The sequence below is a fragment of the Pantanalinema rosaneae CENA516 genome, from assembly GCF_050753385.1.
GTDB classification, from domain to species: Bacteria; Cyanobacteriota; Cyanobacteriia; order Leptolyngbyales; family Leptolyngbyaceae; genus Pantanalinema; species Pantanalinema rosaneae.
Window position 1 is genome coordinate 37,290 of sequence record NZ_JBLZFZ010000039.1, and the last position, 25,326, is coordinate 62,615.

General features: G+C 49.7%; 28 protein-coding genes, 2 tRNA genes, 2 rRNA genes and 1 riboswitch. Of the genes, 21 read left to right on the plus strand and 11 right to left on the minus strand.

Going from position 1 to position 25,326, the window contains the following annotated elements:
* Positions 1 to 26: 26 nt before the first annotated feature.
* The 3 genes from ACN4EK_RS20815 (at position 27) to ACN4EK_RS20825 (ending at position 1,391) form a co-directional block, all read left to right on the plus strand.
* Positions 27 to 611 (plus strand): hypothetical protein, encoded by a 585-nt coding sequence (locus ACN4EK_RS20815; RefSeq protein WP_431660117.1) that lies wholly within the window; start codon positions 27 to 29, stop codon positions 609 to 611.
* Between the two features lie 269 nt (positions 612 to 880).
* A complete protein-coding gene (locus ACN4EK_RS20820) occupies positions 881 to 1,084 on the plus strand; it encodes a hypothetical protein (protein ID WP_106174877.1) in 204 nt (67 codons plus the stop codon).
* The gene (locus tag ACN4EK_RS20825; RefSeq protein ID WP_431660118.1) at positions 1,062 to 1,391 is read left to right on the plus strand and encodes a type II toxin-antitoxin system PemK/MazF family toxin; all 330 of its coding nucleotides are present in this window, start codon (positions 1,062 to 1,064) and stop codon (positions 1,389 to 1,391) included. The genes ACN4EK_RS20820 and ACN4EK_RS20825 overlap by 23 nt, the downstream gene beginning before the upstream one ends.
* A 446-nt stretch (positions 1,392 to 1,837) precedes the next feature.
* Here the strand turns inward: ACN4EK_RS20825 and ACN4EK_RS20830 are convergent, their stop codons facing one another.
* Both ACN4EK_RS20830 and ACN4EK_RS20835 read right to left on the minus strand, forming a co-directional pair.
* Positions 1,838 to 2,251 carry a protein-tyrosine phosphatase family protein gene (locus ACN4EK_RS20830; RefSeq protein WP_431660119.1) on the minus strand — a complete coding sequence of 138 codons (414 nt, stop codon included), beginning with the start codon at positions 2,249 to 2,251 and terminating at the stop codon, positions 1,838 to 1,840.
* Complete coding sequence (locus ACN4EK_RS20835) at positions 2,208 to 2,390, minus strand: hypothetical protein (protein ID WP_431660120.1); 183 nt, start codon at positions 2,388 to 2,390, stop codon at positions 2,208 to 2,210. The genes ACN4EK_RS20830 and ACN4EK_RS20835 overlap by 44 nt, the downstream gene beginning before the upstream one ends.
* A 111-nt stretch (positions 2,391 to 2,501) precedes the next feature.
* Positions 2,502 to 2,647, plus strand: a riboswitch (cobalamin riboswitch).
* A 359-nt stretch (positions 2,648 to 3,006) separates the two neighbouring features.
* On the opposite strand from ACN4EK_RS20835, the gene ACN4EK_RS20840 reads away from it, so the two are divergent.
* The 8 genes from ACN4EK_RS20840 to ACN4EK_RS20875 all read left to right on the plus strand — a co-directional run bounded on the left by ACN4EK_RS20840 (position 3,007) and on the right by ACN4EK_RS20875 (position 7,755).
* The gene (locus ACN4EK_RS20840) at positions 3,007 to 3,762 is read left to right on the plus strand and encodes an energy-coupling factor ABC transporter permease (RefSeq protein WP_431660121.1); all 756 of its coding nucleotides are present in this window, start codon (positions 3,007 to 3,009) and stop codon (positions 3,760 to 3,762) included.
* A gap of 46 nt (positions 3,763 to 3,808) precedes the next feature.
* Positions 3,809 to 4,129, plus strand: a complete 321-nt coding sequence (locus tag ACN4EK_RS20845; RefSeq protein WP_431660122.1) for an energy-coupling factor ABC transporter substrate-binding protein — start codon at positions 3,809 to 3,811, stop codon at positions 4,127 to 4,129.
* 40 nt (positions 4,130 to 4,169) lie between these two features.
* Positions 4,170 to 4,976 carry a cobalt ECF transporter T component CbiQ gene (gene cbiQ, locus ACN4EK_RS20850; protein ID WP_431660123.1) on the plus strand — a complete coding sequence of 269 codons (807 nt, stop codon included), beginning with the start codon at positions 4,170 to 4,172 and terminating at the stop codon, positions 4,974 to 4,976.
* Complete coding sequence (locus ACN4EK_RS20855) at positions 4,970 to 5,689, plus strand: energy-coupling factor ABC transporter ATP-binding protein (RefSeq protein WP_431660124.1); 720 nt, start codon at positions 4,970 to 4,972, stop codon at positions 5,687 to 5,689. The genes cbiQ and ACN4EK_RS20855 overlap by 7 nt, the downstream gene beginning before the upstream one ends.
* Positions 5,690 to 5,942: 253 nt before the next feature.
* Entirely contained in the window at positions 5,943 to 6,569 is a 627-nt protein-coding gene (locus ACN4EK_RS20860) for a Uma2 family endonuclease (protein WP_431660125.1), read from the plus strand.
* Between the two features lie 206 nt (positions 6,570 to 6,775).
* On the plus strand, positions 6,776 to 7,015 hold the full coding sequence (locus ACN4EK_RS20865) for a hypothetical protein (RefSeq protein WP_431660126.1): 240 nt from the start codon (positions 6,776 to 6,778) through the stop codon (positions 7,013 to 7,015).
* A gap of 6 nt (positions 7,016 to 7,021) precedes the next feature.
* The gene (locus tag ACN4EK_RS20870) at positions 7,022 to 7,306 is read left to right on the plus strand and encodes a hypothetical protein (RefSeq protein ID WP_431660127.1); all 285 of its coding nucleotides are present in this window, start codon (positions 7,022 to 7,024) and stop codon (positions 7,304 to 7,306) included.
* Between the two features lie 119 nt (positions 7,307 to 7,425).
* Positions 7,426 to 7,755, plus strand: a complete 330-nt coding sequence (locus ACN4EK_RS20875; protein ID WP_431660128.1) for a PIN domain-containing protein — start codon at positions 7,426 to 7,428, stop codon at positions 7,753 to 7,755.
* 52 nt (positions 7,756 to 7,807) lie between these two features.
* On the opposite strand, the gene ACN4EK_RS20880 is transcribed toward ACN4EK_RS20875, so the two are convergent.
* The 4 genes from ACN4EK_RS20880 to ACN4EK_RS20895 are packed head-to-tail and all read right to left on the minus strand — an operon-like array spanning position 7,808 to position 9,901.
* Positions 7,808 to 8,122: a hypothetical protein gene (locus ACN4EK_RS20880; protein ID WP_431660129.1), complete on the minus strand. Its 315-nt coding sequence runs from the start codon at positions 8,120 to 8,122 to the stop codon at positions 7,808 to 7,810.
* Positions 8,122 to 9,225, minus strand: a complete 1,104-nt coding sequence (locus ACN4EK_RS20885) for an ABC transporter permease (RefSeq protein ID WP_431660130.1) — start codon at positions 9,223 to 9,225, stop codon at positions 8,122 to 8,124. The genes ACN4EK_RS20880 and ACN4EK_RS20885 overlap by 1 nt, the downstream gene beginning before the upstream one ends.
* Before the next feature lie 47 nt (positions 9,226 to 9,272).
* On the minus strand, positions 9,273 to 9,788 hold the full coding sequence (locus tag ACN4EK_RS20890) for an adenine phosphoribosyltransferase (protein WP_431660131.1): 516 nt from the start codon (positions 9,786 to 9,788) through the stop codon (positions 9,273 to 9,275).
* Positions 9,770 to 9,901, minus strand: coding sequence for a hypothetical protein (locus ACN4EK_RS20895; RefSeq protein ID WP_431660132.1), 132 nt, complete (start codon positions 9,899 to 9,901; stop codon positions 9,770 to 9,772). The genes ACN4EK_RS20890 and ACN4EK_RS20895 overlap by 19 nt, the downstream gene beginning before the upstream one ends.
* 92 nt (positions 9,902 to 9,993) lie before the next feature.
* Here ACN4EK_RS20895 and ACN4EK_RS20900 point away from each other — a divergent pair, with 92 nt between their 5' ends.
* The 4 genes from ACN4EK_RS20900 (at position 9,994) to ACN4EK_RS20915 (ending at position 14,542) form a co-directional block, all read left to right on the plus strand.
* The gene (locus tag ACN4EK_RS20900) at positions 9,994 to 11,214 is read left to right on the plus strand and encodes an ABC exporter membrane fusion protein (protein ID WP_431660133.1); all 1,221 of its coding nucleotides are present in this window, start codon (positions 9,994 to 9,996) and stop codon (positions 11,212 to 11,214) included.
* A gap of 3 nt (positions 11,215 to 11,217) precedes the next feature.
* On the plus strand, positions 11,218 to 12,375 hold the full coding sequence (gene devC / locus ACN4EK_RS20905) for an ABC transporter permease DevC (protein ID WP_431660134.1): 1,158 nt from the start codon (positions 11,218 to 11,220) through the stop codon (positions 12,373 to 12,375).
* A 64-nt stretch (positions 12,376 to 12,439) separates the two neighbouring features.
* The gene (locus tag ACN4EK_RS20910; protein ID WP_431660135.1) at positions 12,440 to 13,138 is read left to right on the plus strand and encodes a DevA family ABC transporter ATP-binding protein; all 699 of its coding nucleotides are present in this window, start codon (positions 12,440 to 12,442) and stop codon (positions 13,136 to 13,138) included.
* A 78-nt stretch (positions 13,139 to 13,216) separates the two neighbouring features.
* Positions 13,217 to 14,542: a DNA methyltransferase gene (locus tag ACN4EK_RS20915; protein WP_431660136.1), complete on the plus strand. Its 1,326-nt coding sequence runs from the start codon at positions 13,217 to 13,219 to the stop codon at positions 14,540 to 14,542.
* Between the two features lie 15 nt (positions 14,543 to 14,557).
* On the opposite strand, the gene ACN4EK_RS20920 is transcribed toward ACN4EK_RS20915, so the two are convergent.
* Both ACN4EK_RS20920 and ACN4EK_RS20925 read right to left on the minus strand, forming a co-directional pair.
* Entirely contained in the window at positions 14,558 to 15,607 is a 1,050-nt protein-coding gene (locus ACN4EK_RS20920; protein ID WP_431660145.1) for a pentapeptide repeat-containing protein, read from the minus strand.
* A gap of 332 nt (positions 15,608 to 15,939) precedes the next feature.
* Positions 15,940 to 16,797 (minus strand): universal stress protein, encoded by an 858-nt coding sequence (locus ACN4EK_RS20925; protein WP_431660137.1) that lies wholly within the window; start codon positions 16,795 to 16,797, stop codon positions 15,940 to 15,942.
* Positions 16,798 to 17,491: 694 nt separating this feature from the next.
* Between ACN4EK_RS20925 and ACN4EK_RS20930 the strand changes: the two genes are divergently transcribed.
* Positions 17,492 to 17,983: an acyl-CoA thioesterase gene (locus ACN4EK_RS20930; RefSeq protein ID WP_431660139.1), complete on the plus strand. Its 492-nt coding sequence runs from the start codon at positions 17,492 to 17,494 to the stop codon at positions 17,981 to 17,983.
* A 19-nt stretch (positions 17,984 to 18,002) separates the two neighbouring features.
* Here ACN4EK_RS20930 and ACN4EK_RS20935 read toward each other — a convergent pair whose 3' ends face one another.
* A complete protein-coding gene (locus ACN4EK_RS20935) occupies positions 18,003 to 18,218 on the minus strand; it encodes a hypothetical protein (RefSeq protein ID WP_431660140.1) in 216 nt (71 codons plus the stop codon).
* Between the two features lie 64 nt (positions 18,219 to 18,282).
* Positions 18,283 to 19,464, minus strand: a complete 1,182-nt coding sequence (dxr, locus tag ACN4EK_RS20940; protein WP_431660141.1) for a 1-deoxy-D-xylulose-5-phosphate reductoisomerase — start codon at positions 19,462 to 19,464, stop codon at positions 18,283 to 18,285.
* 65 nt (positions 19,465 to 19,529) lie between these two features.
* Here dxr and ACN4EK_RS20945 point away from each other — a divergent pair, with 65 nt between their 5' ends.
* Positions 19,530 to 20,198 carry an HAD-IA family hydrolase gene (locus tag ACN4EK_RS20945; RefSeq protein ID WP_431660142.1) on the plus strand — a complete coding sequence of 223 codons (669 nt, stop codon included), beginning with the start codon at positions 19,530 to 19,532 and terminating at the stop codon, positions 20,196 to 20,198.
* A 38-nt stretch (positions 20,199 to 20,236) separates the two neighbouring features.
* On the opposite strand, the gene glyQ is transcribed toward ACN4EK_RS20945, so the two are convergent.
* Positions 20,237 to 21,124, minus strand: a complete 888-nt coding sequence (gene glyQ, locus ACN4EK_RS20950) for a glycine--tRNA ligase subunit alpha (protein WP_431660143.1) — start codon at positions 21,122 to 21,124, stop codon at positions 20,237 to 20,239.
* Positions 21,125 to 21,461: 337 nt separating this feature from the next.
* On the opposite strand from glyQ, the gene ACN4EK_RS20955 reads away from it, so the two are divergent.
* From ACN4EK_RS20955 to ACN4EK_RS20970, 4 genes are all read left to right on the plus strand, one after another.
* A 16S ribosomal RNA gene (locus ACN4EK_RS20955) occupies positions 21,462 to 22,952 on the plus strand.
* 113 nt (positions 22,953 to 23,065) lie between these two features.
* Positions 23,066 to 23,139 (plus strand) — tRNA-Ile (locus ACN4EK_RS20960).
* Between the two features lie 4 nt (positions 23,140 to 23,143).
* A tRNA-Ala gene (locus tag ACN4EK_RS20965) sits at positions 23,144 to 23,216 on the plus strand.
* Between the two features lie 181 nt (positions 23,217 to 23,397).
* Positions 23,398 to 25,326: ribosomal RNA gene (locus ACN4EK_RS20970) — 23S ribosomal RNA — on the plus strand; the annotation flags it as partial.

Here is a 25,326-nt window from a genome sequence, read left to right on the forward strand (position 1 = left end):
TATACTTTGCTTCAATAAGACTTTCTATGAATGAACCAGTAGATATTGATATTGAGACTGTCAGAGCTGAAGCACTTAGAAAGCTTGGGAGAAATATAGTCAACTTTTCAAAAATTGAAGCAGTCCTAAAATACTTACTCGCGGTTAGTCAATTTAAAGGAACGAGGGGTACAACTTCAGAACAGTTTTATAGAGATCATGTTAAAAATCGTAAAGAAACTTTAGGCAAGCTAGTTCAAGAATTTCATAAGAATGTTTTAGTAGATGGTAGCCACGTCGAAGCCACAGTGCCTCCTTCTAATTCCGAATTCTCTGTTTCCTTCCTTGTTACTTATAGTGATCCAGACTTCCAGAAATCTCAGAAACGTGCTCTTTCAAAGATAGTAGTTGAGCGCAACAAATTGATTCATCAAGACTTGGCACTTCTTGATACCACTTGCATAGAAGACTACCGTAAACTCATTGGTCTTTTAGATGAACAGAATCCTCGACTACTGGCTCATCTCGAAGAACTGGGATGGATGATAAAGGCAATGGGTAGTAGTTTGAAAACCCTAGTGGAGTCACCAGAATTTCTTGAATTTATACAATCCAACCAAATTGAAGCCTAACAATTCGGGTGCAGCGGATTGACTGAAGCCGCTTGGGTTGGATGCAAAGGTGCTAGCAACCGCTGACCCGAACCGTTGGACTGCTTCATATTCTGGTGGGGATGGTACAGCAGTGTTATCTGTAAGTATCAAAGGTTAATCTACTTTGAGGTTATCTGTGCGGCATTGCTTTAAGGGGGTTGGCGAGGCGATTCTCTCCGAGACGGCAAAGCCGAACGCACAAATAGGGATTACGGCATAAAATCAGGGCATGGTCTCATTCAACAGATATGCTAAAAACGCTTTGGGCTACGGTTCGGCAAGGGAAAATTGAGCTGCTGGAATCAGCAGAACTCCCAGAAGGGGTAAGAGTGCTGGTAACAGTTTTACCTGACGATGAGGCTGAATTTTGGCTACAGGCAAGCCAAACATCCCTTGATGCCGTCTGGGACAATGCTGAGGACGATGTGTATGCCCAGCTACTCCAAGCATGACGTGATTCTAGTGCGCTATCCCTTCTCAGATTTGTCGAGTTCAAAGGTAAGACCTGCTGTTGTTGTAAGTACAGCGCATCCATCTCAAGACATTCTCATTACTCCTCTGACAAGCAAAACAAGCTCATTACTGGCAGGAGAGTTTGTGTTGTCTGAGTGGGCAGCAGCAGGATTGAACGTAGAAACCGCAGTCAAAAGAGGCGTGTACACAGTGCATGAAAGTTTGGTAATCAAAGTGATTGGTCAGTTGGCTAAGGACGATGCCGACCAACTTGAGCAATCCTTGCGAGGATGGCTAGGTTTGTAGAATATTCCAACAGCTACAGCCCAATATTGCGTTGGTGCAGACGGTACAAAGGTCAAAGGTTATCGGTGGGTGTTCGGTGTTATCTGCCGCCGCACAACTTCGATGTTACTCCTCCTAAATTTCATGAGAATACATCTGAAAGCTGCTTGGTTGGGAGTTAGAATCATTAGGCTCACGTAAGCTTTTGCTTGGGTTGAGCTTAAGTATCTCCAACTTTGAAGAATCTGTTGATGTGGGTCAAAATGGTGAGGTAGGTTTTTCGATCGCACCTAATTATGGCTATGAAACCTGATTTTGGTTGGGATTTATCAGTTGGCGATCGTAACAATTTCCATGTCGGCTGTGAAAGAGCTAATTAATCATGTGAAAAAATATAGAGGCTTTAGATCAATATAGGTTCATTGACCTGAAAATCACCAACTTCTAGGTTATACTCCTCATCACCATTAAGAAAGCTGGCTTCTCCATCGATCGCATTCATCTAATAGCCGGTTAAGTTCTGCCGCCACTTGCCACGGATTGCGCCCTTTAAATGGTGCTGCAACTACAGCTTCGTAGGGATTTCTCCCCGTTTGTTTCACCGCCGCGATCGCGGCTTTGGGAGCAAGTCCGCGTCCAGCCACCAGCCAAGCGGCTAAAACATGCCCTGTGCGCCCAATTCCGCCCGAGCAGTGAACCACCACCTTTTGATTAGTTTGATCCGCAGTGGCTAAGAACGGCAAAATTTGGTGGATGAGAATGTCGGGGGTGGCAAGGTGAAAATCCTCGATCGGGATCCAACAGACGCGATCGCGTCCAAAGGTCTGTTGGTAGACATCAAGTAAATTGGTATAGCGAGTCAGTTGCGATGCAGGCAGCAAACAGCAAACAGCAAACCCGCTTGATGTCCCGATTCTGCATAAATGCAATCCACTCAGTCACTCGCTCATGACGATATCCGGGACGAGCCGCGCCAAACACGATCGATTCATTCTCCATAGCGGCAGCAAATCTATACATAGTGCATGTGCATTGAGTGGCTCAACGATCGATTTCGACGCTTAGTGAAGTTAGTCGATAGTAGAGTATTTCATCCCAACAGTCAGGCTGAACTGGAACACATTTAATAGTGATATACTTTCAGCCATCGGTTCTAGTGGGGAGCAGCCGCTAGAGGTAACGGGGAAAGTCCGGTGGAAATCCGGCACTGTCCCGCAGCTGTGAAGCGAGGAATAACACCTCTCAGTCAGAATGCCCGCCGATGAATAATTCAAGCTCCATCACATCTGCGAGGTACGGGTGACAATCCAGTATTTTATTAACTGCTGCCCTAGTGCTGCACAGTCTATATTCTCCATTCATGCTGCTGCCGATACCTTTCTATCAGCATCTGACCCATTGAGCAGTTGGGAGATATATCGCGCTGCTCTGGGATACTGCTTTGGCGACAATGTGCTGTGTTTCGTTTAGCACCGGTCTAAGTAATTCCTGAGTCGCATCTGTCTAAACTCTCAACACCCTGCCGTTGCTGCTTCAGGACTGTGGGGAGGACTGCCGATTGTGCGATCGCTCAGTGCCATAATGACCCAAAAAAATTAAGACCTTTGCTTTAAACTGATTCTTCTAGGAGATTTGTATGAAACACTTGCATCGAACGCGGCAATTAGCTGCAATGGTAGGTTTGAGCGCCTATCTTGTGATCGGATCTGCCCAGCCTGCCCAGGCGATGCACATCATGGAAGGCTTTTTACCCGTTAGTTGGGCGGTGTTTTGGTGGGTTGTGGCGTTGCCCTGCTTTATCTGGGGAGTGCGATCGCTGACTAAAATCACTCGCGAGAATCCCGAACTCAAGCTGCTCCTTGCCCTGGCTGGAGCCTTTAGCTTTGTCCTCTCGGCGCTCAAAATTCCCTCGGTGACGGGTAGCTGTTCTCACCCCACGGGTACGGGATTGGGAGCCGTGTTGTTTGGGCCGTCGGTGATGACGGTGTTGGGGAGTCTGGTGCTGGTGTTCCAGGCGGTGCTGCTGGCGCATGGGGGCTTGACCACACTGGGAGCCAATGTGTTTTCGATGGCGATCGTCGGACCTTGGGTTGCCTATGCTGTTTATCGGCTCTTTGCCAATAGCGGTAAGCAAAAACTTGGTGTTTTCCTTGCCGCTGCCCTGGGTGATCTGGTGACTTATGTGGTTACGTCGATTCAGTTAGCCCTTGCCTTCCCTGCTGCCAATGGTGGTTTTCTGGCGGCGCTGGCTAAATTTGCTGGAATCTTTGCGTTGACCCAGATTCCCCTGGCGATCAGCGAAGGGTTGCTTACGGTGTTGGTGTGGAATTGGCTCCAGTCCTACGCCACCGATGAGTTACGCACCCTGAAACTTTTGCGCCCCCAAGCATGATCGGTTAATTCACTGTTTGTGATCTATTTATTCCCAGAGTTTTGCTATGAACGAACCCTCAAAAAACACGCCATCTACGGCCTCAACGTCAACCCATCAAGGGACCTGGTTAATTGTGCTGACCGTGATCGCATTGGCTGTGTTGCCTCTCATATTCGTGCGGGGAGAATACGGCGGCGCAGATGGGGAGGCTGAAGCCGCGATCGCCGAACTTCAACCGGATTATCAACCCTGGTTTGGGGGGGTGTTTCAACCGCCCAGTGGGGAAATTGAAAGCCTTTTATTTGTCTCTCAGGCGGCTATAGGTGCTGGGATCATCGGTTATGTGATTGGGCTATACAAGGGGCGCAATTCTGTCAAAAAATAAGGCTCTGAGTCCCAATGAACCTTTGAGTTGATTCGGTTGAATGCACCATCAAATTGATACGCTAGCCCATACTAACCAATTGCGATCGCTTCCTCCAGAACACAAACTTGGATTTGCGATCGCCCTGTTTCTATTAGGCTATCTAGCGCCTGCCCATGTGCAAGGGTTGATGGTACTCTGGCTATTTCTTTGGGTGGTCAAATATGCTCGAATTCCTGCCCAGATTTATCTCAAACTTCTATCTCTGCCCATTAGTTTTCTCCTATTAAGCCTGCCTGCGTTGCTGATTGGCATGGGGACGGTGGATCACCTGACAGCTTTTGCACCCGATGTAGTTTGGGGCATGCCCATCGGTTCCATCTATCTCTATCTGAGCCAGCAGGGGATTGAACAAGCCAGGGCTGTCTTTGTTCGGGCGATCGCCCTGACCTCTTGCCTCTATTTCATCCTGCTAACGGTTCCCATGTTCGAGATCATTCGTGTCTTAAATCGGTTAGGATGTCCTGTCCTGGTGACTGAATTGATGGGGCTGATGTATCGGTTTATCTTCATCCTGACCGACACGGTGGGGGAATTGCTCACTGCCCAACAATCGCGCATGGGTTACGGCACCTGGCGGATTGGAATGCGCAGTCTGAGTGTGTTAGTGGGACAACTGCTGCATCGCACGTTGCACAACTATCGGCAGCTTACGCTGGGGCTGACCGCTCGCGGCTACACCGGGGAATTGCGGGTTTGGCATCGCCGCCGTTATCAAGCCAATCGCCGCTACACTTCCGAAGCGATCGGCGGTTATCTATTGTTGCTCACCCTGACCGGCTTCCACTATCACACCATCCTATGCTGATGACGTTCGAGCAGGTAAGCTACACCTATCCCTGCAACCCCAAACCCACGCTACGTGAGCTTTCCCTTAGGATCCAGGCAGGGCGGCGCTATGCGGTGATTGGGCAAAATGGTTGTGGCAAAACCACGCTGTTTCGCCTTGCCAATGGGCTGTATCGTCCCTCGGTAGGGCATGTGTGTTGGGACAACCAACCGTTGCGCTACGATCGCTCCTTTCTCTACCAGCTTCGCCAACAGGTAGGTCTGGTCTTCCAAAATCCCGAGGAACAACTGGTCGCCGCTACGGTAGAAGAGGATCTATCCTACGGTCTGTGCAATTTGGGACTGCCCGATGCGGACATTGCTCAGCGTGTCCAGGAGGCTCTGGAGGCATTTAGACTGACGGATTTAGCAGATTTTCCAGTCAATTACCTGAGTTTGGGGCAAAAAAAGCGCTTGGCGATCGCTGACATTATGATCCTTCGCCCCCGCTTACTACTGCTTGACGAACCCACGGCGTATCTCGATCCTGGACAAGTTCGCAACCTGCGGCAGATGCTTGCCACGATCCAAGCCACCGGAACTACCCTTGTCATTGCGACCCACGATCTCCAATTTGTTCATGACTGGGCAGATTGGGTTGTTGTTATGCACCAGGGGCAAGTTGTGATGGAAGACCATCCCACGACCATTTTCAGTCATCAGTCTTTTCTACAGGCAATTGGTTTAAGTTAGTCATCTTTGGCATTGGTGAAATCAGGGCGATTGCATTTGTTAGACCTTGGCGCTCAAAGTGACTTTTATGATGATTAGTTATTCCAAGCATGAGTCTTGGTTGCTGCATGATTAGATACGAGAGGAGCGAGAGGCATTACGACAGGCGTTTGAATAAGTGGCAACTGCGGCATAACCATTGTGTTGGGACTCGGTAGACATATCCCATACTTGATTTGATAGACTTGGGGCATCAATTGGGCTAGGTTGACTTATGAGTATTGCCATCGATCGATCAATTCAACAGACACCACTTAGCTTTGACGAGTTCCTGGCTCGTTATGGTGGCGGTAACCGCTACGAACTGATTGATGGCGAGGTGTTCGATTTGGAACCAACAGGTGCCCATGAAGAAGTTGCCGCCTTCATTACCACAAAGCTCTGTGTTCAGATCGATGCCATAGGCTTACCTTGGTTTGTGCTTCAGCGAGGACTCCTACGCCCTATTAACATTGGGATCACAGCCTTCCGACCTGACGTTGCCGTTGTCGATCGCAATGAACTTATCAAAGAATCCCTGTGGTCTGAGCAATCCATCTTAACGCTAGGTAGCTCAATTAAACTTGTCGCAGAAGTAGTGAGTAACAACTGGCAAAATGATTATGCCCGTAAGGTCGAAGACTATGCCATTTTGGGCATTCCCGAATATTGGATTGCCGACTATGCCGGATTAGGGGGGACTCGACACATTGGCAAGCCCAAACAACCCACCCTCTCTATTTGTACGTTAGTGGATGGGGAGTATGACATTCAGCAATTTCGGGGCAATCAAACAATTGTTTCTCCAACCTTTCCTGATTTGAAGCTAACCGCTGCCCAAGTGTTGCAGGCTGATAGATAATACCGCTGCGAGCCAGAAATCCGATTTCCCTCACAATGGCAAACTTCTGAAGCGCGATCGTGGGGACATGGTGTATTGCTTTAGCTTGGTAAGAATTTTTTAAAGACTAGAGAAATTTATGGATTTTGGCTAACCATTCAAGTTAATTGCGCTTAAGCTTGGAACATTGGGTGTTGCCAGCAGAACAACTTTAGGAGTGGAGCGCTATGGGGCAGTTATTCGATCGTGTTAGCCGCGTGGTTCGAGCTGGGTTGAACTCCAAGCCAGGTGATTGTCAGGCGAATTACCTGAATGAAGGAACTGCTCTAGTGGCTGGAGGAGCAGTTACAGGTGCTTCTATTGGTAAGGTAGGAGTATTGCCTGGTGGCACATACAGCGTTGGTGCTGTTCCACTTGCTGCTGCGGGGACGTTAATAAGTGCAGCTCTTTACGAAGCCTTACAATAACAGCTTATGACACTAACCCTTAACCTATCACCAGAGTTAGAGCAGTATCTTTTGCAGGAAGCTAGCCAGAATGGGCTTTCTGTAGAGGCGTTGGCATTACAACTTTTGACAAATTCTATCTTGTTGAAGCAAAAGCAAACTGAAGCGGTCAACTTACTTCAGTCTTGGATTGATGATGAGGGTGAAGGGGAACAGCAGGAAACAGGTCAGTATTTAATTCAGGCTTTAGATGACGATCGCTTATCTGATCGCAAGCTATTTCCTGCTGAACTGAAAGGTATCTCTTGGTGAGCCGCGTCATCCTATTGGATACAGGACCGCTTGGTCTAGTGACTAATCCAAAGTTGTCTGCCGAGAGTCTGGCTTGTGCCCAATGGCTCCAAGCTCACGTTAGCTCAAGTAACCGTGTAATGATTCCAGAGATCGCCGACTATGAGGTTCGACGCGAACTCCTACGGGCAAATAAGGTCAAAGGGCTGGCTCGTTTAGATGAACTATCTAAGCTGCTTGAATATTTACTGATTACAACGAACTCAATGCGTCAAGCCGCACAACTTTGGGCACAAGCTCGCCAGCAAGGACAGCCAACAGCAGGTGACAAAACAATTGATGGTGATATGATTCTGGTGGCTCAAGCTATGACTCTAGCCATTCCAACGGTTGTTATTGCAACAACAAATGTGGGTCACTTGTCCAAATTTATAGCAGCAGAATTGTGGCAAAATATTGCCTCTAGTTGATCGCCGTGAGAACTCACTTTATTGAGGATTTAGTAGCTTATGGTGCGATCGCTTAGCGGCGGGCTAAAAATTCGACTTTGGGAATTAAGGGATCTTGGACAATGCCGATGCCGCTAAAGTCCCAGCGTTTGAGTAAGCTTTCGAGTTGGCTCATGGGAATCGATTCCACCGCAAAGCGATCGGTGGTTCCGCCCCCATGCGTATTCAAATAACTCAAGGCATCAAAGTGTTCTTGAAAAAGTAACAAGTAGCCTTGTTTGGGTGGTTGACGATCGCCTTCCGATGCCGCCTCGCGATCGCCCAGTCGAGCCGCTAAATAACTGCCATCGGCTCGGGAACGCACTAAATAATAGACTTGCGAATACATTACGCATCCCCTAGCTTAATGCGTGGATCAACCGCTTTCAGCAATAGGTCTGCCAGGAGATTGCCAATGATTAACATCGTGGCTCCAATCATCAGGCTAGCCATCACCAGGTATAAATCCTGTGCCTGCATCGCTTGCAAAATTAAGCGTCCCAGCCCAGGCCAGTTAAAGAAATACTCGGTGATAAAAGCTCCACTTAAGAGGCTGGCAAACTCAAACCCCAACAGAGTGATTAAGGGATTGACGGCATTCCGGAGGGCATGGACATAGATGACCTTATTTTCTGGTAATCCCTTAGCTCGTGCCGTTTGAATGTAATCTTGCCGCAAGACATCGAGTAGTTGCCCCCGAGTAATCCGTTGTAGTCCAGCAAAGCCAGTAATGCTAAGAGCCAGGGTGGGCAAAATCATGTGCCAAACAATATCGACGACTTTTCCGATCGGGGTCAGATCCTCATGATTGATACTGGTCATATCTCCGACGGGAAATAGCGGTGTCGTATTTTGCGCCACAATCAGCAACACCAATGCCGCGATAAAGCTGGGAAAGCCTTGACCGATGTAACTGATCACCCGCAGGATGCGATCGCTGAGTTTATTCTGATTCACCGCGCCAATAATGCCCAACGGCAGGGCGATCGCCCAGGTGACGATGAGCGAGGAGAATGCCAGTAACAACGTCGCTGGCACCCGTTCCCATAGGAGAGAAGCCACCGATCGGTTATAGACAAAACTCGTACCAAAGTTACCCTGGAGAATTTGTCCGAGCCAGCGACTATATTGCCCACTCCAACAAACTGGGGTGGTTAGCGCTCCCGGTAAGCGCCACTTCTGTACTCCTTGCTCTGCCCAGGTACAATCCAAGCCAAATTGTTGCTTGAGTTGCTCGATCCGTTCCGGGGAAATTTTGGGATTCTCCCGCAGGGTATCGATGTAATCTCCGGGAGCCAGTTGAATAATCACAAAGCACAGGATTGAGGCGAGAAACAGGGTTAACAGCCCCTGCAATAATCGCTTAACAATATAGGCAAAGGTATCACTGACAAAAAAAGAGCCTAAAGCATCGATCGTGGACTCTAACCGGGTGCGGGCGGAGGTTGACATAACGTGGGACTGATGGGGAATCAGGGAGCAGGAACTTAATAACTATCCTAGTATTGCACCAGGGTTACGATCGGCACGTCTGGTAAATACTGACGACCCTGAAGTTCCAAGAGTTCAATCACAAAGGCAAACCCGACTAAGTTGCCCCCAGCTTGTTCCACTAGCTTAGCGGTAGCGGCGGCAGTGCCTCCTGTGGCAATCAAGTCGTCTACGATCAGAACTTTACAACCCGGTGGAATTAAGGCATCCTGGTGAACTTCCAGCCGATCGGAACCATATTCCAACTCATATTCCACCGTATGGACAGCCCCAGGCAATTTCCCGGGTTTCCGGACTGGAATAAACCCTAGCCCCATGTGATATGCCAGCGCTGTGCCGAAGATAAACCCGCGTGATTCCATGCCAATAATGCAGTCGGGCGCTAGATCGGCACACTTTTCTGCCAGGGTATCGATCGTGTAGCGTAGTCCTTGAGCATCCCGTAACAGTGTAGTGATGTCGCGGAACAAAATTCCAGGTTTAGGGAAATCGGGAATCTCGCGGATCAGGGCTTTAATGTCCATTGCAGGTCTACAAACTCATGATTTAAAGGATCAAGGCTAAGAGTATCATCTGTTGAGCGATCGCAGTGTTCAGCGCCGCCAATTCGCTGGAAGTTCGATAAAATCGTCGGCATGGCTATAATCACTCAGTTAATGGGCTGAGGTAGCCAACCTGCGTTTGATCGGGTAAGCATAGCTTTCCACTGCACCAAGGATGGGATGGGTCATGGGTGAGAAAAATTTGCTGAAATTTTCTGGCAAGTGGATTGCCGCCTTAATTGTGCTGGCTCTAGGGGTAACGGGCTTCAGCATTTTTGTAGCGCTGCGTCCTCCCGAGCAGAAGCAAGCCCAGTCTGAAGGGAGCACAGATTCTACGCCTATGCCACCATCTACTCGTGAGGATCAGATTACGGCGTTGGGGCGGTTGGAGCCAGGTGGCGAGGTGTTTTGTGTGTCTCCTCCGTCCTCCGCCGGATTTAGTAGTGTGATTCGGCGCTGGATGGTCAAAGAGGGCGATCGCGTCAAGCAAAATCAGGTGATTGCGGTCATGGACACCTACGATCGCCTGTATGCCGCCGGGTTAGAAGCCGAAGCGAGGGTGAGAGAAGCGCAGACCCGATTGGCACAGGTTCAGGCGGGTGAAGCCAAACAGGGTGATGTCAATGCCCAACAGGCGACGATTCAGGCACGACAAGCCCAAATTGGGGTGAAAGAGGCAGAAATCAATCGCTGGGCTGCCGAGTTAGAGATTGCCAAACGCGACTATCAACGCTACGAAAGCCTGTATAACAGTGGTGCGATTTCCCAATCGGATCTGGATCAACGCCGATTGGCTCTAGCAACCGCCTCCGAAACCTTAAAGCAAGCTCAAAAGGAATTGGAACAGTCGGTACGGGAGTTTCAACAGTCCCAACAGGTGCGTAGTGGACTGGTAGAAGTGCGTCCGGTGGATCTGCAACAGGCAGAAGCCCAGGTGCAGGTGGAACTGGCAAATTTACAGCGTGCCAAAGCGGATATGGAAACGGCGGCGGTACGATCGCCGATCGAAGGTCAGGTACTCAAAATCTACGCTAAAGAAGGGGAACAGGCAGGCAGTGCTCAGTCATCTGGTGGTAGCAACCGCCAAAGCTGTAGTGGCATCGCTGAATTGGGACGGACGGATCAAATGTATGCGGTGGCTGAGGTGGCCGAAGGGGATGTGGGTCGAGTGCGGGTTGGGCAACAGGCAACGATCGCCAGTACCAGTCCTGTCAACCCTCCGTTCCCAGGCACACTGGCGGGAACTGTGGAGCATATTGGTTTACAGATTCGTAAAAATGATGTCCTGAACACCGATCCGGTGCAGGATACAGATACTCGAGTGGTAGAAGTGAAAGTGCGATTGAACGATAGTCAGCCTGTTGCCAAACTGACTAACTTAAAGGTTTTGGTGAGTATTGAGCCGTAGAGCATGTTTGCGATTCCCCTAGCCTGGTTACAACTCAAACGTGAGAAAGTGCGCTTATTGGTAGCGCTGGCAGGCATCGGCTTTGCCGTGATTTTGATGTTTATTCAATTTGGCTTTCAAGATGCCCTGTTCGATAGTGCGGTCAGCCTACACCGCAATATTGAAGGCGATATCTTTTTAATTAGTCCCCAATCCACGGCATTAATTGCGATGGAGCAATTTCCTCAACGTCGCTTATATCAGGCGTTAGGAGTGAATGGGGTGGAATCTGTTAGTCCGTTATATTTGGGGTTTGCCACCTGGAGAAATCCGACCAATCGCCGCACCCGGCAAATTCTGGTAATTGGATTTGATCCGGACAATCCCATTTTTAGTCAGGAAATTGTCTCAAATTTAGCCCCCATTCGGTTGCCGGATACCGTGTTATTTGATCGCGCCTCACGGGAGGAATTCGGACCGATCGGTGAGTTATTTGAACAGCACAAAAGTGTAAGGACGGAACTGAGTGGGCGGCGCGTGAATGTAGGCGGTTTGTTTAAGCTAGGGGCATCCTTTGGTGCCGATGGCAACCTGATTACCAGCGATCTGAATTTTCTGCGGTTGTTTGGACAACGAGACATAGGACAGTTGGATGTGGGAGTGATTCGGTTAACGCCCAATGCCGATCGCGAACAGGTTCTACAGAGATTACGAACGATTTTGCAAGAGGCAACCAAGGATGTGCGGGTGTTCTCTAAAGAAGAATTTGTCGATTTTGAACGCAACTATTGGGCAAGTAGTACCGCGATCGGGTTCATTTTTACTCTAGGGGCGGCGATCGGCTTTGTCGTTGGCACCGTGATTGTGTATCAGATTTTGTATACCGATGTTTCCGATCACCTGGCAGAATACGCCACGCTCAAGGCGATGGGCTATCGGAATACTTACCTGTTGTCTGTAGTGTTTCAGGAGGCGTTTATCCTGGCAATTATGGGCTATATTCCAGGGTTTCTGTTTTCGACGGGACTGTATAACCTGACCCGCAACGCCACCTCATTGCCCATCTTTATGACCGCCGAACGCAGCCTGATGGTGTTTTGTCTAACGGTCATTATGTGTATGGTGTCCGGAGCGATCGCGGTACGTCGAGTCCAGGATGCCGATCCAGCCGACATTTTCTAGTAATCTACCAGGCTAAACGGAGCATCGGCTAAGATCAAAACCAGTCTCACTAGTATTTTGATCCATGTCGCAGGAACCTGTTATTGCCATCGATCGGGTGAATCACTACTTTGGCAGCGGTCGATTACGCAAACAAATTTTGTTTGAGATTACTGCCGAGATTCAGCCTGGGGAAATTGTGATTATGATGGGACCCTCCGGCTCCGGGAAAACAACCTTACTGACGTTAATTGGTGCCCTGCGATCAACTCAAGAAGGCAGTATGCGGGTGTTGGGGCAGGAGTTATATCATGCCGACCACGGTCGCTTAGTGCCTTTACGGCGCAATATTGGCTATATCTTTCAGGCACACAATCTCCTCAATTCCTTGACGGCGCGGCAAAATGTCCAGATGTCGCTGGAATTGCATAGTGAGGTGTCTGAACGAGATGCCCGTCGTCTGTCGGAAGAAATGCTAGAAGCGGTGGGACTCCGCGATTGGGCGAACTACTATCCCCATGAGCTATCCGGTGGGCAGAAGCAACGGGTGGCGATCGCCCGCGCCTTAGCCAGTCATCCCAAAATTGTGCTGGCAGATGAACCAACGGCCGCGTTGGACAAGCAATCCGGGCGGGATGTGGTGGAAATTATGCAACGGCTGGCGAAACAACGGGGTTCGGCGATTTTGTTAGTCACCCACGATAATCGGATTCTGGATGTCGCCGATCGGATTATTTATATGGAAGATGGACGACTCTCTGCCTTAGAGACGGCACCGATTTGAACCAGGAATTTATTTTCAGCGATCAGCGACTTTTGCCCTAGAATCCTTGTACTGCTGTAGTCGGTTAGAGTCGCGATTTTGAATCCTATCCCCAGCGTCACTGCTTCTGACCTCGATCGCCATCGTCCAGAACTAAATCAGCTTCAGGAGCGCGATCGAGTTGCCCATAGTTGGTATCGGTTTATCCTGTCTTTTCCGCCCCATCTGGTACAGGATTACATTGAGAAGTTTGGCATTACACCTGACCATCAGGTGCTTGATCCCTTTTGTGGCACTGGTACCACCGTGGTTGAATGCAAAAAGTTAAGCATCCCCAGCCTGGGAACGGAAGCTAACCCAATGGCGTGGTTCGCGGGTTCCGTTAAACTCGATTGGACTCCCGACCCAGATCAGCTTTTAGCGATTGCCGAAACGGTTGGCATTGCCACAGAACAGGCGATCGCTCAATCACCTGAATCCCTTCGCACTCTGCCCGAGGAAAGCCAGAAGGTGATTCTGAAAAACTCGATTAGTCCCCTACCACTACATAAAACCTTAGTATTACTGGAGCAAATCGATCGGTATGCCACCCATCCCTCATTCCGACACGTGCGGTTGGCATTGGCAAAGGCGGTGATTACGTCCATTAGTAATTTGCGGTTTGGGCCGGAAGTTGGGGTGGGGAAAGCAAAGTCTGATGCTCCTGTTGTGGAAGCTTGGCTGAGGGAAGTACAAGCGATCGCCGCCGATCTTCGGTATTTACAAACTTTGCCGTTCACTCCGGCAACGATTCATCATGCCGATGCGCGGCAAGTCGTCCAGGTGTTCGCTGCCAATTCGATCGATGCTGTTATCACCTCACCGCCCTACCCAAATGAAAAAGATTACACCCGGACAACACGGCTAGAATCTGTCCTCTTGGGATTCATTCACAATAAAGCAGAGTTGCGATCGTTTAAGGAAGGGTTAATTCGCTCTAATACTCGAAATGTGTTCAAGGCTGACACCGATGATATCTGGGTATCTCGCCATCCTGAAATTCAACGGATTGCCAATGAAATTGAACAGCGCCGCCTGAGTTTAGGCAAAACCAGTGGCTTTGAGCGGCTGTATCACCGAGCGGTCAAACTGTACTTTGGTGGTATGGCAAAACATCTCGCCGATTTGCGGCATATTCTGCGTCCGGGGGCACAACTCGCCTATGTAGTGGGTGATCAAAAATCCTATCTGCAAGTTCTGATTCGGACAGGAGAATTACTAGGAGATTTGGCACAGGGGTTAGGCTACGAATTTGTTGGGATTGATCTGTTTCGCACACGATTAGCGACGGCAACCAAAGAGCAGATGCGGGAGGAGGTGGTGTTATTGCGGTGGTCGGGGCAAATGCCAACAACGCTTTACCCGTTTAGCGATCGCCCATTGTAATGGTTCAAAATGCGATTACTCATGCACTCGACCATCGGGCAGAATTGTACCCGTGAGTTTAGCGCCCGTTAGTTTCACCATAATGCGATCGCCGGAACCGACTTTGGCTCCGGTTAAATCCGCACCCGATAAATCGGCTCCACTTAAGTCCGCTCCGATCAAATTGGCTTCCCGGAGGTTGGTCTGTTGTAAGTTGGCTTCCAGTAAATTGGCGCGAAACAGATTGGCTTTCTCCAAATTTGCCGCGTGTAAATTCACCCGGTGGAGAAAAGCATCACTCAAATCGGTTTGACTCAAATTCGCGCGAGTCAGATTCCTCCCAGCGAAATCCTTTTCCTTTAAATTGCGACCACTGTAATCCACTCCAGTTAAATCAGGGGTTTGATTCCAACTATTGAAGGTCGAACTGCTCTGGCTGGTCGAATGCGGTCTGGCTTGGGATTGCCCATTGCTATTCGGCTTAGCCGTCTGATGATTGCCGGTGGTATGGGTCTGCTTCTGTTCCGCCGATCCTTGCTGGTAATAGGAAGAATAGGGTTGGTAATACGAGGCGTAACTCTGGTAGCTCGATCGCTCTTTGTGGGAAGCCGCCTGATGGTTGGTTTGATGGCTGCTGTTCTGATGGCTACCACCTTGGTGGTTCGTTTGGTGGTTGTTCGGCGGTCGATCGCCAGCTTGATGGCTACTGCCATTCGCGGCATTTGTAGCCCGATGCTTAGGGGATTGGTCGTTTGTTGATTGATGATGGGATTGAGCTTGAGACTGCGATCGCCCCGCCGATGACTGAGACTCATGGGGACGAGGATAGGGTTGATAGTAATGGTTACGGGCTTTAGATCGGGCTGCCTGTACCCGGACTTTCTCCTGGTGTTCTCGCAGCCGATCGCGGGCTTCATTAATTTCTTTAATCTTGGCTTCTGCTTTTTGGTGCAGACGCGGATTATCCTTCGGCACCCGATCGGGATGCCAAATAAACACCAAGTCCTTATACGCCTGGTTCACTTCTTCCAGTGAGGCTCCAGGCTGTAATCCTAATACATCGTAAAACCGCTTCAGATCGCTCATTGACACCACGATACCACCATTTTTCTAGTTCTGACTTTGGTGCATTTGGGTCTTAAAGACGAATATAAGCTAAAGGATAGATTAGCTTACTCTATCCTTTAGCTTATTCAGGTCAGCCTTCAGGCTTTCTTTAGGCTTCAACCTTAGAATGTTTTAAGGTTTCCCCCAGAATTAGAGAGTTAGGGGGCATTCAAATCACTAGTTCTCTGTTTCAACCAGCCTCTTAGGAGCGGGAATTAAATCAGCTCAAGGTTTGGTAGGGACGGGTTTTGCCAATAGATTATATAGGGAGGAGGCAGATTAAGTCTTCTCAACCCGCCCGTACAGTTTGATTAAGCGTTGGTGCGGGTCAGCAAGACGGGACAATTCGCATGTACCCGCACATAGTCTGACAGTGAGGAGCCCAACAACCGATCGAGATCCGGTAGCCCCCGGGCAATAGAAGGACGGCGATCGGGCGAACCCAACAGTAATAGATCAATGTGCATTTCCTCTGCCAGACGGCAAATTTCTTCACCCGGCTTACCCGAAGTCACCACGCACTTGTAACCAACGCCCATTCGTTTGGCTTCCGCGATCGCGGGAGCTAAGACTGGATCACGTTCAGCCTCCGTACTGCTGAGGGTAGTACCCGGTTTACCACTTAAATCAGGATTGACATGGACTAAAACAATCTGTCCATCTTTAACATCTCGCAGCAGGAATAATGCTAGTTTCAGGGCTTGACTGGCGGAGTCAGACTTGTCCAGGGCAACCATAACTCGCTGGATATGCCGAACTGCGTACAGATCATCTTTTACCAGCAGCATGGGGCGGGACGACAATTGAAACACGTACTGACTCACGGAGTTTTCCAAGATAGAAACCAGGCGTTTCAGACCCCGTGATCCCATGATGATCAGGTCAGCATCAATCTCTTCCGCCACCTTACAGACGGTATCTTTAGGATCACCCTGCCGTAGCACTGCTGTGACTAAGTTAGGGTCTAAGTTAAGAGTCTGAATTGCGTTTGCCAAGATTTTGCCGCCCTCTTCCCACTTTTCAGTCATCACATCTGTGGTGATTTGGGAAGGAACAACATGCAAAACAGTCACATTGGCGTTCCGAAGGGGAGGAATTTCCATTAAAACCTTCAGCATTTCTTCAGAATGCCCAGTTCCAGAGTCAGCCAGGAGAATCTTATTGATCATTACATTGCCTCGGACTTCTAAAACGGTTTCAGTCTCTATAAACCCTCAGACTCATTCAACAATCATCAATCGTTGCATGATTGCAGTGACCCGATCGCCTGATATCTATCATCACGGCTTTTGATAGCACCTCGTCATCACTGAGGACGAACAAAAGACTACCTTAACGAATGTCTCTCCTCATTCCAAATCGGATCGCTATATGAGTTTCAATCAGTAATTATACCTTCAGAATTGCTCGATCTTATGGTGTTGTGGCACTCTAATTAGGATTGAAAAATGTAAAGAAATATCAAATTAATTCTTGAAAATTTCTAGCATTTAAAAATATGTTTAAACGTTGCTAGAATCCTGGGATGACCTTTGCTGCTAAGAGAATGTTTTAAAAGTATCAAAACGATTGCACTAGCCCCCTAAATCCCCCAATTCTGGGGGACTTTGAATCCGGTTCCCCCCAGAATTGGGGGGTAGGGGGGCAGTTCAGGTAACGATTGTGACTTTTCAAACGCCCTCTAAGCAAATTTCTCATTGGCGGATGGCAACCAATCGTAAAATAACTCTGAATTAATCTAGTTCTGCTGTTTTGAGTTCCGCGATCGCGCTCAGAACCATTCCTGGTGATTGAAGTTGCACAAATCAGGTATATAAGAATTAGAAATTAGTCTAGAAGCCGTTTTTCGGAATAATTTGTAGCATGACAGGTGATTCGCAAAATTTCTTCTCACTGCCGCCAGAGGGTATGGCTCAAAATGCGTTAGCACTGATGGATGGTAACTGGTTTGAATACCCTGTCCATGCCTATCCGCACCATACGGATTATGGTGGCATTGTGTGGCATGGCAGCTATGTTGCCTGGATGGAGGAAGCCCGGGTGGCATGTCTCCGCTCGATCGGAATTCACTTTGCGGATCTGGTGGCGTTAGGCTGTGATCTCCCGGTTGTTGAGTTCGCTGCCCGCTATCACCAATCCGTTCGCATGGGTATGGATGCGATCGTCAAAGTCCGGATGGCCGCGATCGAAGGGGTGCGGATTAACTGGGACTACCATATCCAATCGATAGACGGCAAAGAGCTATTTGTAACGGCTCGGGCAACTCTCGTAGCGGTCGATCGCGAGAAGGGCAAAATTATGCGTCAACTTCCTCCCACGGTAAAAGATGCACTGTTGAAATTATCAGGTAGCTAAAGCTGACTTGCTACGATCGTTATCTTCCCCCTGTGACTAGATTCCAGAGCGCTTGGGGAATTTGGCTAATCTGTTCCCAAAGCTGGCTCGGTCCAATCCCGAAGACAAGCTGTAAAACTAACACGATCGCGGCAATCACAATGGCGGTTCCGATCGTGGCTTTCACAATCTTGATCAGCCAGGTAAACACCAGGATGGAAATAACGATCGCAGCAATGACCAGGATCAGATTCATACCAAACGGCTCACGAGTCTATACAGTCTTCTCTATCCTGCCTCGTTTTATCCAGCTTCAACCGTTACCCCATTGGTAGCATCGATGGGCTAGCTGCCGTCAAAACCTCCTGACGTGCCCAGCGATCGGCTGCCAAAATATCATCTAACGTTGGAGTTGAACGGTTTTGGCGATGGTAGCGATCGCAGGTCTGCTCAATCAACCGGGGAATATCTAAAAATTGGATCTTTTCATCCAGGAATAGCGCTACTGCTTGCTCATTGGCGGCATTTAAGACCGCAGGCATACAGCCTCCCGCCCGTCCTGCTGCATAGGCTAGTTGCATACAGGGATATTTTTGATGATCCGGCTCTCGGAAGGTGAGGCTACCGATTTTCACCAGATCCAAAGGTTCCCAATCGGTGTAAATCCGTTCGGGATATGAAAGCGCATACAGCAGTGGTAGTCGCATATCTGCCCACCCCAGTTGCGCCAGCACCGACGTATCCTGTAGCTCAATCATGGAATGAATGATGCTTTGAGGATGAATCACGATCGCGATCTGGTCGTAATCCACGCCAAATAGGAAGTGTGCCTCAATCACTTCCAACCCTTTGTTCATTAAGGTTGCGGAGTCGATCGTGATTTTGCGCCCCATTGACCAGTTGGGATGCTTCAAGGCATCTGCCACCGTCACTTGGGACAACTGCTCCACTGGCAAATCGCGAAACGCTCCACCGGATGCCGTTAACAAAACTCGTCGGAGTCCGTTAGTTGGAACTCCTTGTAAACACTGGAAGATCGCTGAGTGTTCGGAATCGGCAGGCAGTAGTTTGATCCCATGTTTCTGCACCAACGGCAGAACGACGGGTCCTCCAGCAATCAAGGTTTCTTTGTTGGCTAAGGCAATATCTTTGCCAGCTTCGATCGCCGCGATCGTCGGCAATAACCCCGCACAACCCACAATTCCAGTTACAACCACATCGGCTTCGGCATAGCGGGCAACTTCAATCACGCCCTCTTCCCCCGCCAACACAATGGGCTGTGGCTCTACATCCGCGATCGCCTCTTTTAATTCGGGTAGCTTGTCAGCCTCACAAATCGCCACAATTTGAGGCTGAAATTGCCGAATCTGCTGGGCGAGTAATTCGACATTTCGACCAGAGGCTAAACCCACAATCCGAAATTCATCTGGATGATGGGTCACAATATCGAGAGTTTGGGTGCCAATTGAGCCAGTTGAGCCAAGAAGAGAAATTGCTTTCACGATCGCCGTCCAGTCACGCCTTCACTATCTTACGATTTGACCGTAACCAAATTTAAACTATCAACATGCAACGACAAATCATCCACCGACCAAAGGTGATTTTTCTGGATGCTGTCGGCACATTATTTGGAGTTCGTGGCAGTGTAGGAGAGGTGTACAGCGACATTGCTCGTCGGTATGGAGTGACCGTGTCTCCCACCCTATTGGATCAAGCCTTTTTTCAAAGTTTTCAAGCCGTTGGTTCACCCGCCTTTCCAGAAACTGAAGCCACTGAGTTACAGGCAAAAGAGTTTTCCTGGTGGATGACGATCGCGACCCATACCTTTAAGCAAGTTGGCGCTTTCCATCAATTCCCCGACTTTGGTGAGTTTTTCGCCGAACTCTATGATCACTTTGCTACGGCTAACCCCTGGTTTGTTTATCCCGATGTGCGACCGGCTCTACAGCACTGGCAGCAGTTAGGCATTCCTTTAGGGATTTTGTCCAACTTTGACTCCCGCCTCTACACCGTTCTGTACGCCCTCGATTTAGCCGACTATTTCACCTCGATCACCATTTCCACTGAGGTAGGAGCCGCCAAGCCAGATGCCCGCATTTTCGCGATCGCTCTACAGAAACACCATTGTGATCCCGCCTCAGCCTGGCATATTGGTGACAGCTACAAAGAGGACTTCCAGGCAGCCAGAGCCGCCGGATTACATAGTATCTGGCTCAACCGCCAACCATCAGCTTAAATCAAGAACGGTGGACGATCGCAATACATGCTCTTTTATCAAGCCGCTTTTGTTGCTTCAGCCTGTAACAGTGGAAATCCCAGATCTTCCCGTTGCTTCAGATACAACTGAGCCACCTGTCGCGCCATGTTTCGGATTCGCCCAATATAGCGGGTGCGCTCCGTCACCGAAATTACCCCCCTTGCATCCAGCAGGTTGAAGGTATGGGAGCACTTCAACACCTGATCAAAGGCTGGGAGTACCAGTTCCTTAGCCATTAACTGCTGCGCTTCTTGCTCATACAACTTAAATAAAGTGAACAACAACTCTGGATTGGATGCCTCAAAGTTATACTTAGACCCCTCAACTTCCCCTTGTAAATGCACATCGCCATAGGTAAGTTGATCATTCCATTGAATATCAAAAATCGAGTTCACCCCTTGCAGATACATGGTCAGTCGCTCCAGCCCATAGGTAATCTCGATCGACACCGGACGACAATCCAACCCACCACACTGCTGGAAGTACGTAAACTGCGTCACTTCCATGCCATCTAGCCAAACTTCCCACCCTACGCCCCAGGCTCCCACCGCCGCATCTTCCCAGTTATCCTCCACAAACCGCACATCATGATCTTCCGGCTGAATCCCCAATGCCCGTAAGGAGTCCAGATAAATATCCTGAATATTATCTGGTGACGGTTTAACTAAAACTTGGTACTGATAATAATGCTGTACCCGATTCGGGTTTTCTCCATACCGCCCATCTCCCGGACGACGGCAGGGTTCCACATAAGCCACGGACCAGGGTTCCGGTCCGATCGCCCGCAAAAAGGTATGAGGACTCTTCGTGCCAGCCCCTTTCTCTGTGTCGTAAGGCTGGACGATGAGACAGCCGCGATCGCTCCAAAACTGATGCAACGTCGCAATTACAGATTGAAAATTCATACTTCCTTTCCCTTATCGCACAATCCCAACACTCAATTCTCGCTCAAATGTGCCATTCGCTAAGGGATTCAAGGAAAGTTGCAAGACCTAGTTGACAGGCAATTTTGGATTGCGCTATCTTAGTAAAGCGGTCGAGGGGGCGGAGCGAAAGCGACGTGTTCCCGAGGTTGTTAAGAACCTAGGAAATCGAATAGTTTGAAAGCCATAATAGCACAAAAGCCACGTCAAAGAAACGAGAAGTGGTTAAGTGGTTTAGATGTGAGTCTAGAGACTTAACTGCGGATAACGGGGCTTAGTATAGCTAAGTCATTAATTAAAGAGCAGAAAGAACTCTTATACCATGGAGAGTTTGATCCTGGCTCAGGATGAACGCTGGCGGTATGCTTAACACATGCAAGTCGAACGGTGTCTTCGGACATAGTGGCGGACGGGTGAGTAACGCGTGAGAATCTGCCTTCAGGATGGGGACAACAGCTGGAAACGGCTGCTAAAACCCGATGTGCCGAGAGGTGAAATATTTATAGCCTGAAGATGAGCTCGCGTCAGATTAGCTAGTTGGTAAGGTAAAGGCTTACCAAGGCGACGATCTGTAGCTGGTCTGAGAGGATGATCAGCCACACTGGGACTGAGACACGGCCCAGACTCCTACGGGAGGCAGCAGTGGGGAATTTTCCGCAATGGGCGAAAGCCTGACGGAGCAATACCGCGTGAGGGAGGAAGGCTCTTGGGTTGTAAACCTCTTTTGATCGGGAAGAAGACAGTGACGGTACCGATCGAATCAGCATCGGCTAACTCCGTGCCAGCAGCCGCGGTAATACGGAGGATGCAAGCGTTATCCGGATTTATTGGGCGTAAAGCGTCCGCAGGTGGTTGAGCAAGTCTGCTGTCAAAGCGCGGAGCTTAACTCCGTAAAGGCAGTGGAAACTGTTTAACTTGAGTACGGTAGGGGTAGCGGGAATTCCCAGTGTAGCGGTGAAATGCGTAGATATTGGGAAGAACACCAGCGGCGAAAGCGCGCTACTGGGCCTGTACTGACACTGAGGGACGAAAGCTAGGGGAGCGAAAGGGATTAGATACCCCTGTAGTCCTAGCTGTAAACGATGGGTACTAGGTGTTGGCCGTATCGACCCGGTCAGTGCCGTAGCTAACGCGTTAAGTACCCCGCCTGGGGAGTACGCACGCAAGTGTGAAACTCAAAGGAATTGACGGGGGCCCGCACAAGCGGTGGAGTATGTGGTTTAATTCGATGCAACGCGAAGAACCTTACCAGGGCTTGACATGTCGCGAATCCTCGGGAAACTGAGGAGTGCCTTCGGGAGCGCGAACACAGGTGGTGCATGGCTGTCGTCAGCTCGTGTCGTGAGATGTTGGGTTAAGTCCCGCAACGAGCGCAACCCACGTCTTTAGTTGCCATCATTTAGTTGGGCACTCTGGAGAGACTGCCGGTGACAAACCGGAGGAAGGTGTGGATGACGTCAAGTCAGCATGCCCCTTACGTCCTGGGCTACACACGTACTACAATGCTGTGGACAGAGGGTTGCCAACTCGCGAGAGTGAGCTAATCCCGTAAACCACGGCTCAGTTCAGATTGCAGGCTGCAACTCGCCTGCATGAAGGCGGAATCGCTAGTAATCGCAGGTCAGCATACTGCGGTGAATACGTTCCCGGGCCTTGTACACACCGCCCGTCACACCATGGGAGTTGGCCACGCCCGAAGTCGTTACTCCAACCTTTTCGGAGGAGGAGGATGCCGAAGGCAGGGCTGATGACTGGGGTGAAGTCGTAACAAGGTAGCCGTACCGGAAGGTGTGGCTGGATCACCTCCTTTTAAGGGAGACCTCCCACTCTCGGTTAGAGAATAGTTGCTAACGGGAGCTGGTCAACCGAAGGTCGAGTGGTAATAGTGCAGGCTTTCAAACTTTCACCCTAGGGTGAAGAAACGGGCTATTAGCTCAGGTGGTTAGAGCGCACCCCTGATAAGGGTGAGGTCCCTGGTTCGAGTCCAGGATGGCCCACCTAGGGGGTTTAGCTCAGTTGGTAGAGCGCCTGCTTTGCAAGCAGGATGTCAGCAGTTCGAGTCTGCTAACCTCCATCGGTGCTGATATTGAATCAGTGCTGACTCTCGTTAGGCAAATTGTTTAAGGAGAGAGCCTGCTGGGATTGACCAGCGAGAACCTTGAAAACTGCATAGAAACTTGTCAGGTAGTTAGCGACTTTAGAAGTATTGCTTCTGGAGTTGACTAATACATAGACACCAATGAATTTTTGTTAGTGGTCAAGCTAATAAGGGCTTACGGTGGATACCTAGGCACACAGAGGCGAAGAAGGACGTAGTTACCGACGATACGCTTCGGGGAGCTGGAAGCAAGCATCGATCCGAAGATTTCCGAATGGGGCAACCCTGTATACGGCTAGTTGAATCCATAGACTAGCACGAGCGAACGCAGCGAACTGAAACATCTTAGTAGCTGTAGGAGAAGAAAGAAACATCGATTCCCCCAGTAGTGGTGAGCGAAAAGGGAAGAGCCTAAACCAGCAGGTTTACCTGTTGGGGTTGTGGGACAGCGATATGGAATACCGGACGCTAGACGAAGCAATTGAATCTTGCACCAAAGAGAGTGATAGTCTCGTAGTCGAAAGCGAAAGGATACTAGCTGGATCCCGAGTAGCACGGTAGCGACCCCGTGTGAATCCGCGAGAACCATCTCGTAAGGCTAAATACTCCTGTGTGACCGATAGTGAACCAGTACCGCGAGGGAAAGGTGAAAAGAACCCCGGGAGGGGAGTGAAATAGAACATGAAACCGTAAGCCTACAAGCAATGGAAGGTCGATTTCAACGACTGACCGTGTGCCTGTTGAAGAATGAGCCGGCGACTTATAGGCACTGGTAGGTTAAGGCGAGAATGCCGCAGCCAAAGCGAAAGCGAGTCTGAATAGGGCGCAAATCAGTGTTTATAGACCCGAACCCGGGTGATCTAACCATGTCCAGGATGAAGCTTGGGTAACACCAAGTGGAGGTCCGAACCGACCAATGTTGAAAAATTGGCGGATGAGGTGTGGTTAGGGGTGAAATGCCAATCGAACCCGGAGCTAGCTGGTTCTCCCCGAAATGTATTGAGGTACAGCGGTTGTGATTATAGGTTGGGGGTAAAGCACTGATTCGGTGCGGGCTGCGAGAGCGGTACCAAATCGAGTCAAACTCTGAATACCAACTGCACACACAGCCAGTGAGACGGTGGGGGATAAGCTTCATCGTCAAGAGGGAAACAGCCCAGACCACCCGCTAAGGTCCCCAAATCGCTGTTAAGTGATAAAGGAGGTGGGAATGCATAGACAACCAGGAGGTTTGCCTAGAAGCAGCCATCCTTAAAAGAGTGCGTAATAGCTCACTGGTCAAGCGTTCCTGCGCCGAAAATGAACGGGGCTAAACAGCGTACCGAAGCGGTGGGATTTGTTTACAAATCGGTAGGGGAGCGTTCTGTTGTAGGTAGAAGCATCAGCGTGAGCAGGTGTGGACGAAGCAGAAGTGAGAATGTCGGCTTGAGTAGCGCAAACATTGGTGAGAATCCAATGCCCTGAAATCCCAAGGGTTCCTCCGGAAGGCTCGTCCGCGGAGGGTTAGTCGGGTCCTAAGGCGAGGGCGAAGGCCGTAGTCGATGGATAACAGGTTAATATTCCTGTACTGCTTATGGATTGTGCAGAGGGACGGAGAAGGCTAAACCAGCCGGATGTTGGTTACCGGTTCAAGCGTCCGAGGTGTTGAGGAACGGCGAAAACGTTCCGAGCTGAGGCGTGAGTACGAGGGGATACGTCCCCGAAGTGGTTGAGGTCAAGCTTCCAAGAAAAGCTCTAAACACGTTAATCCATAATGCACCCGTACCCGAAACCGACACAGGTGGGATGGTTGAGAATACTAAAGGGCGCGAGATAACTCTCTCTAAGGAACTCGGCAAAATTGCCCCGTAACTTCGGAAGAAGGGGTGCCACCGCGAGGTGGTCGCAGTGAAGAGATCCAGGCGACTGTTTACCAAAAACACAGGTCTCCGCAAAGTCGCAAGACGAGGTATGGGGGCTGACGCCTGCCCAGTGCCGGAAGGTTAAATGAGTCGGTTAGCGTAAGCGAAGCTGGCGATTGAAGCCCCGGTGAACGGCGGCCGTAACTATAACGGTCCTAAGGTAGCGAAATTCCTTGTCGGGTAAG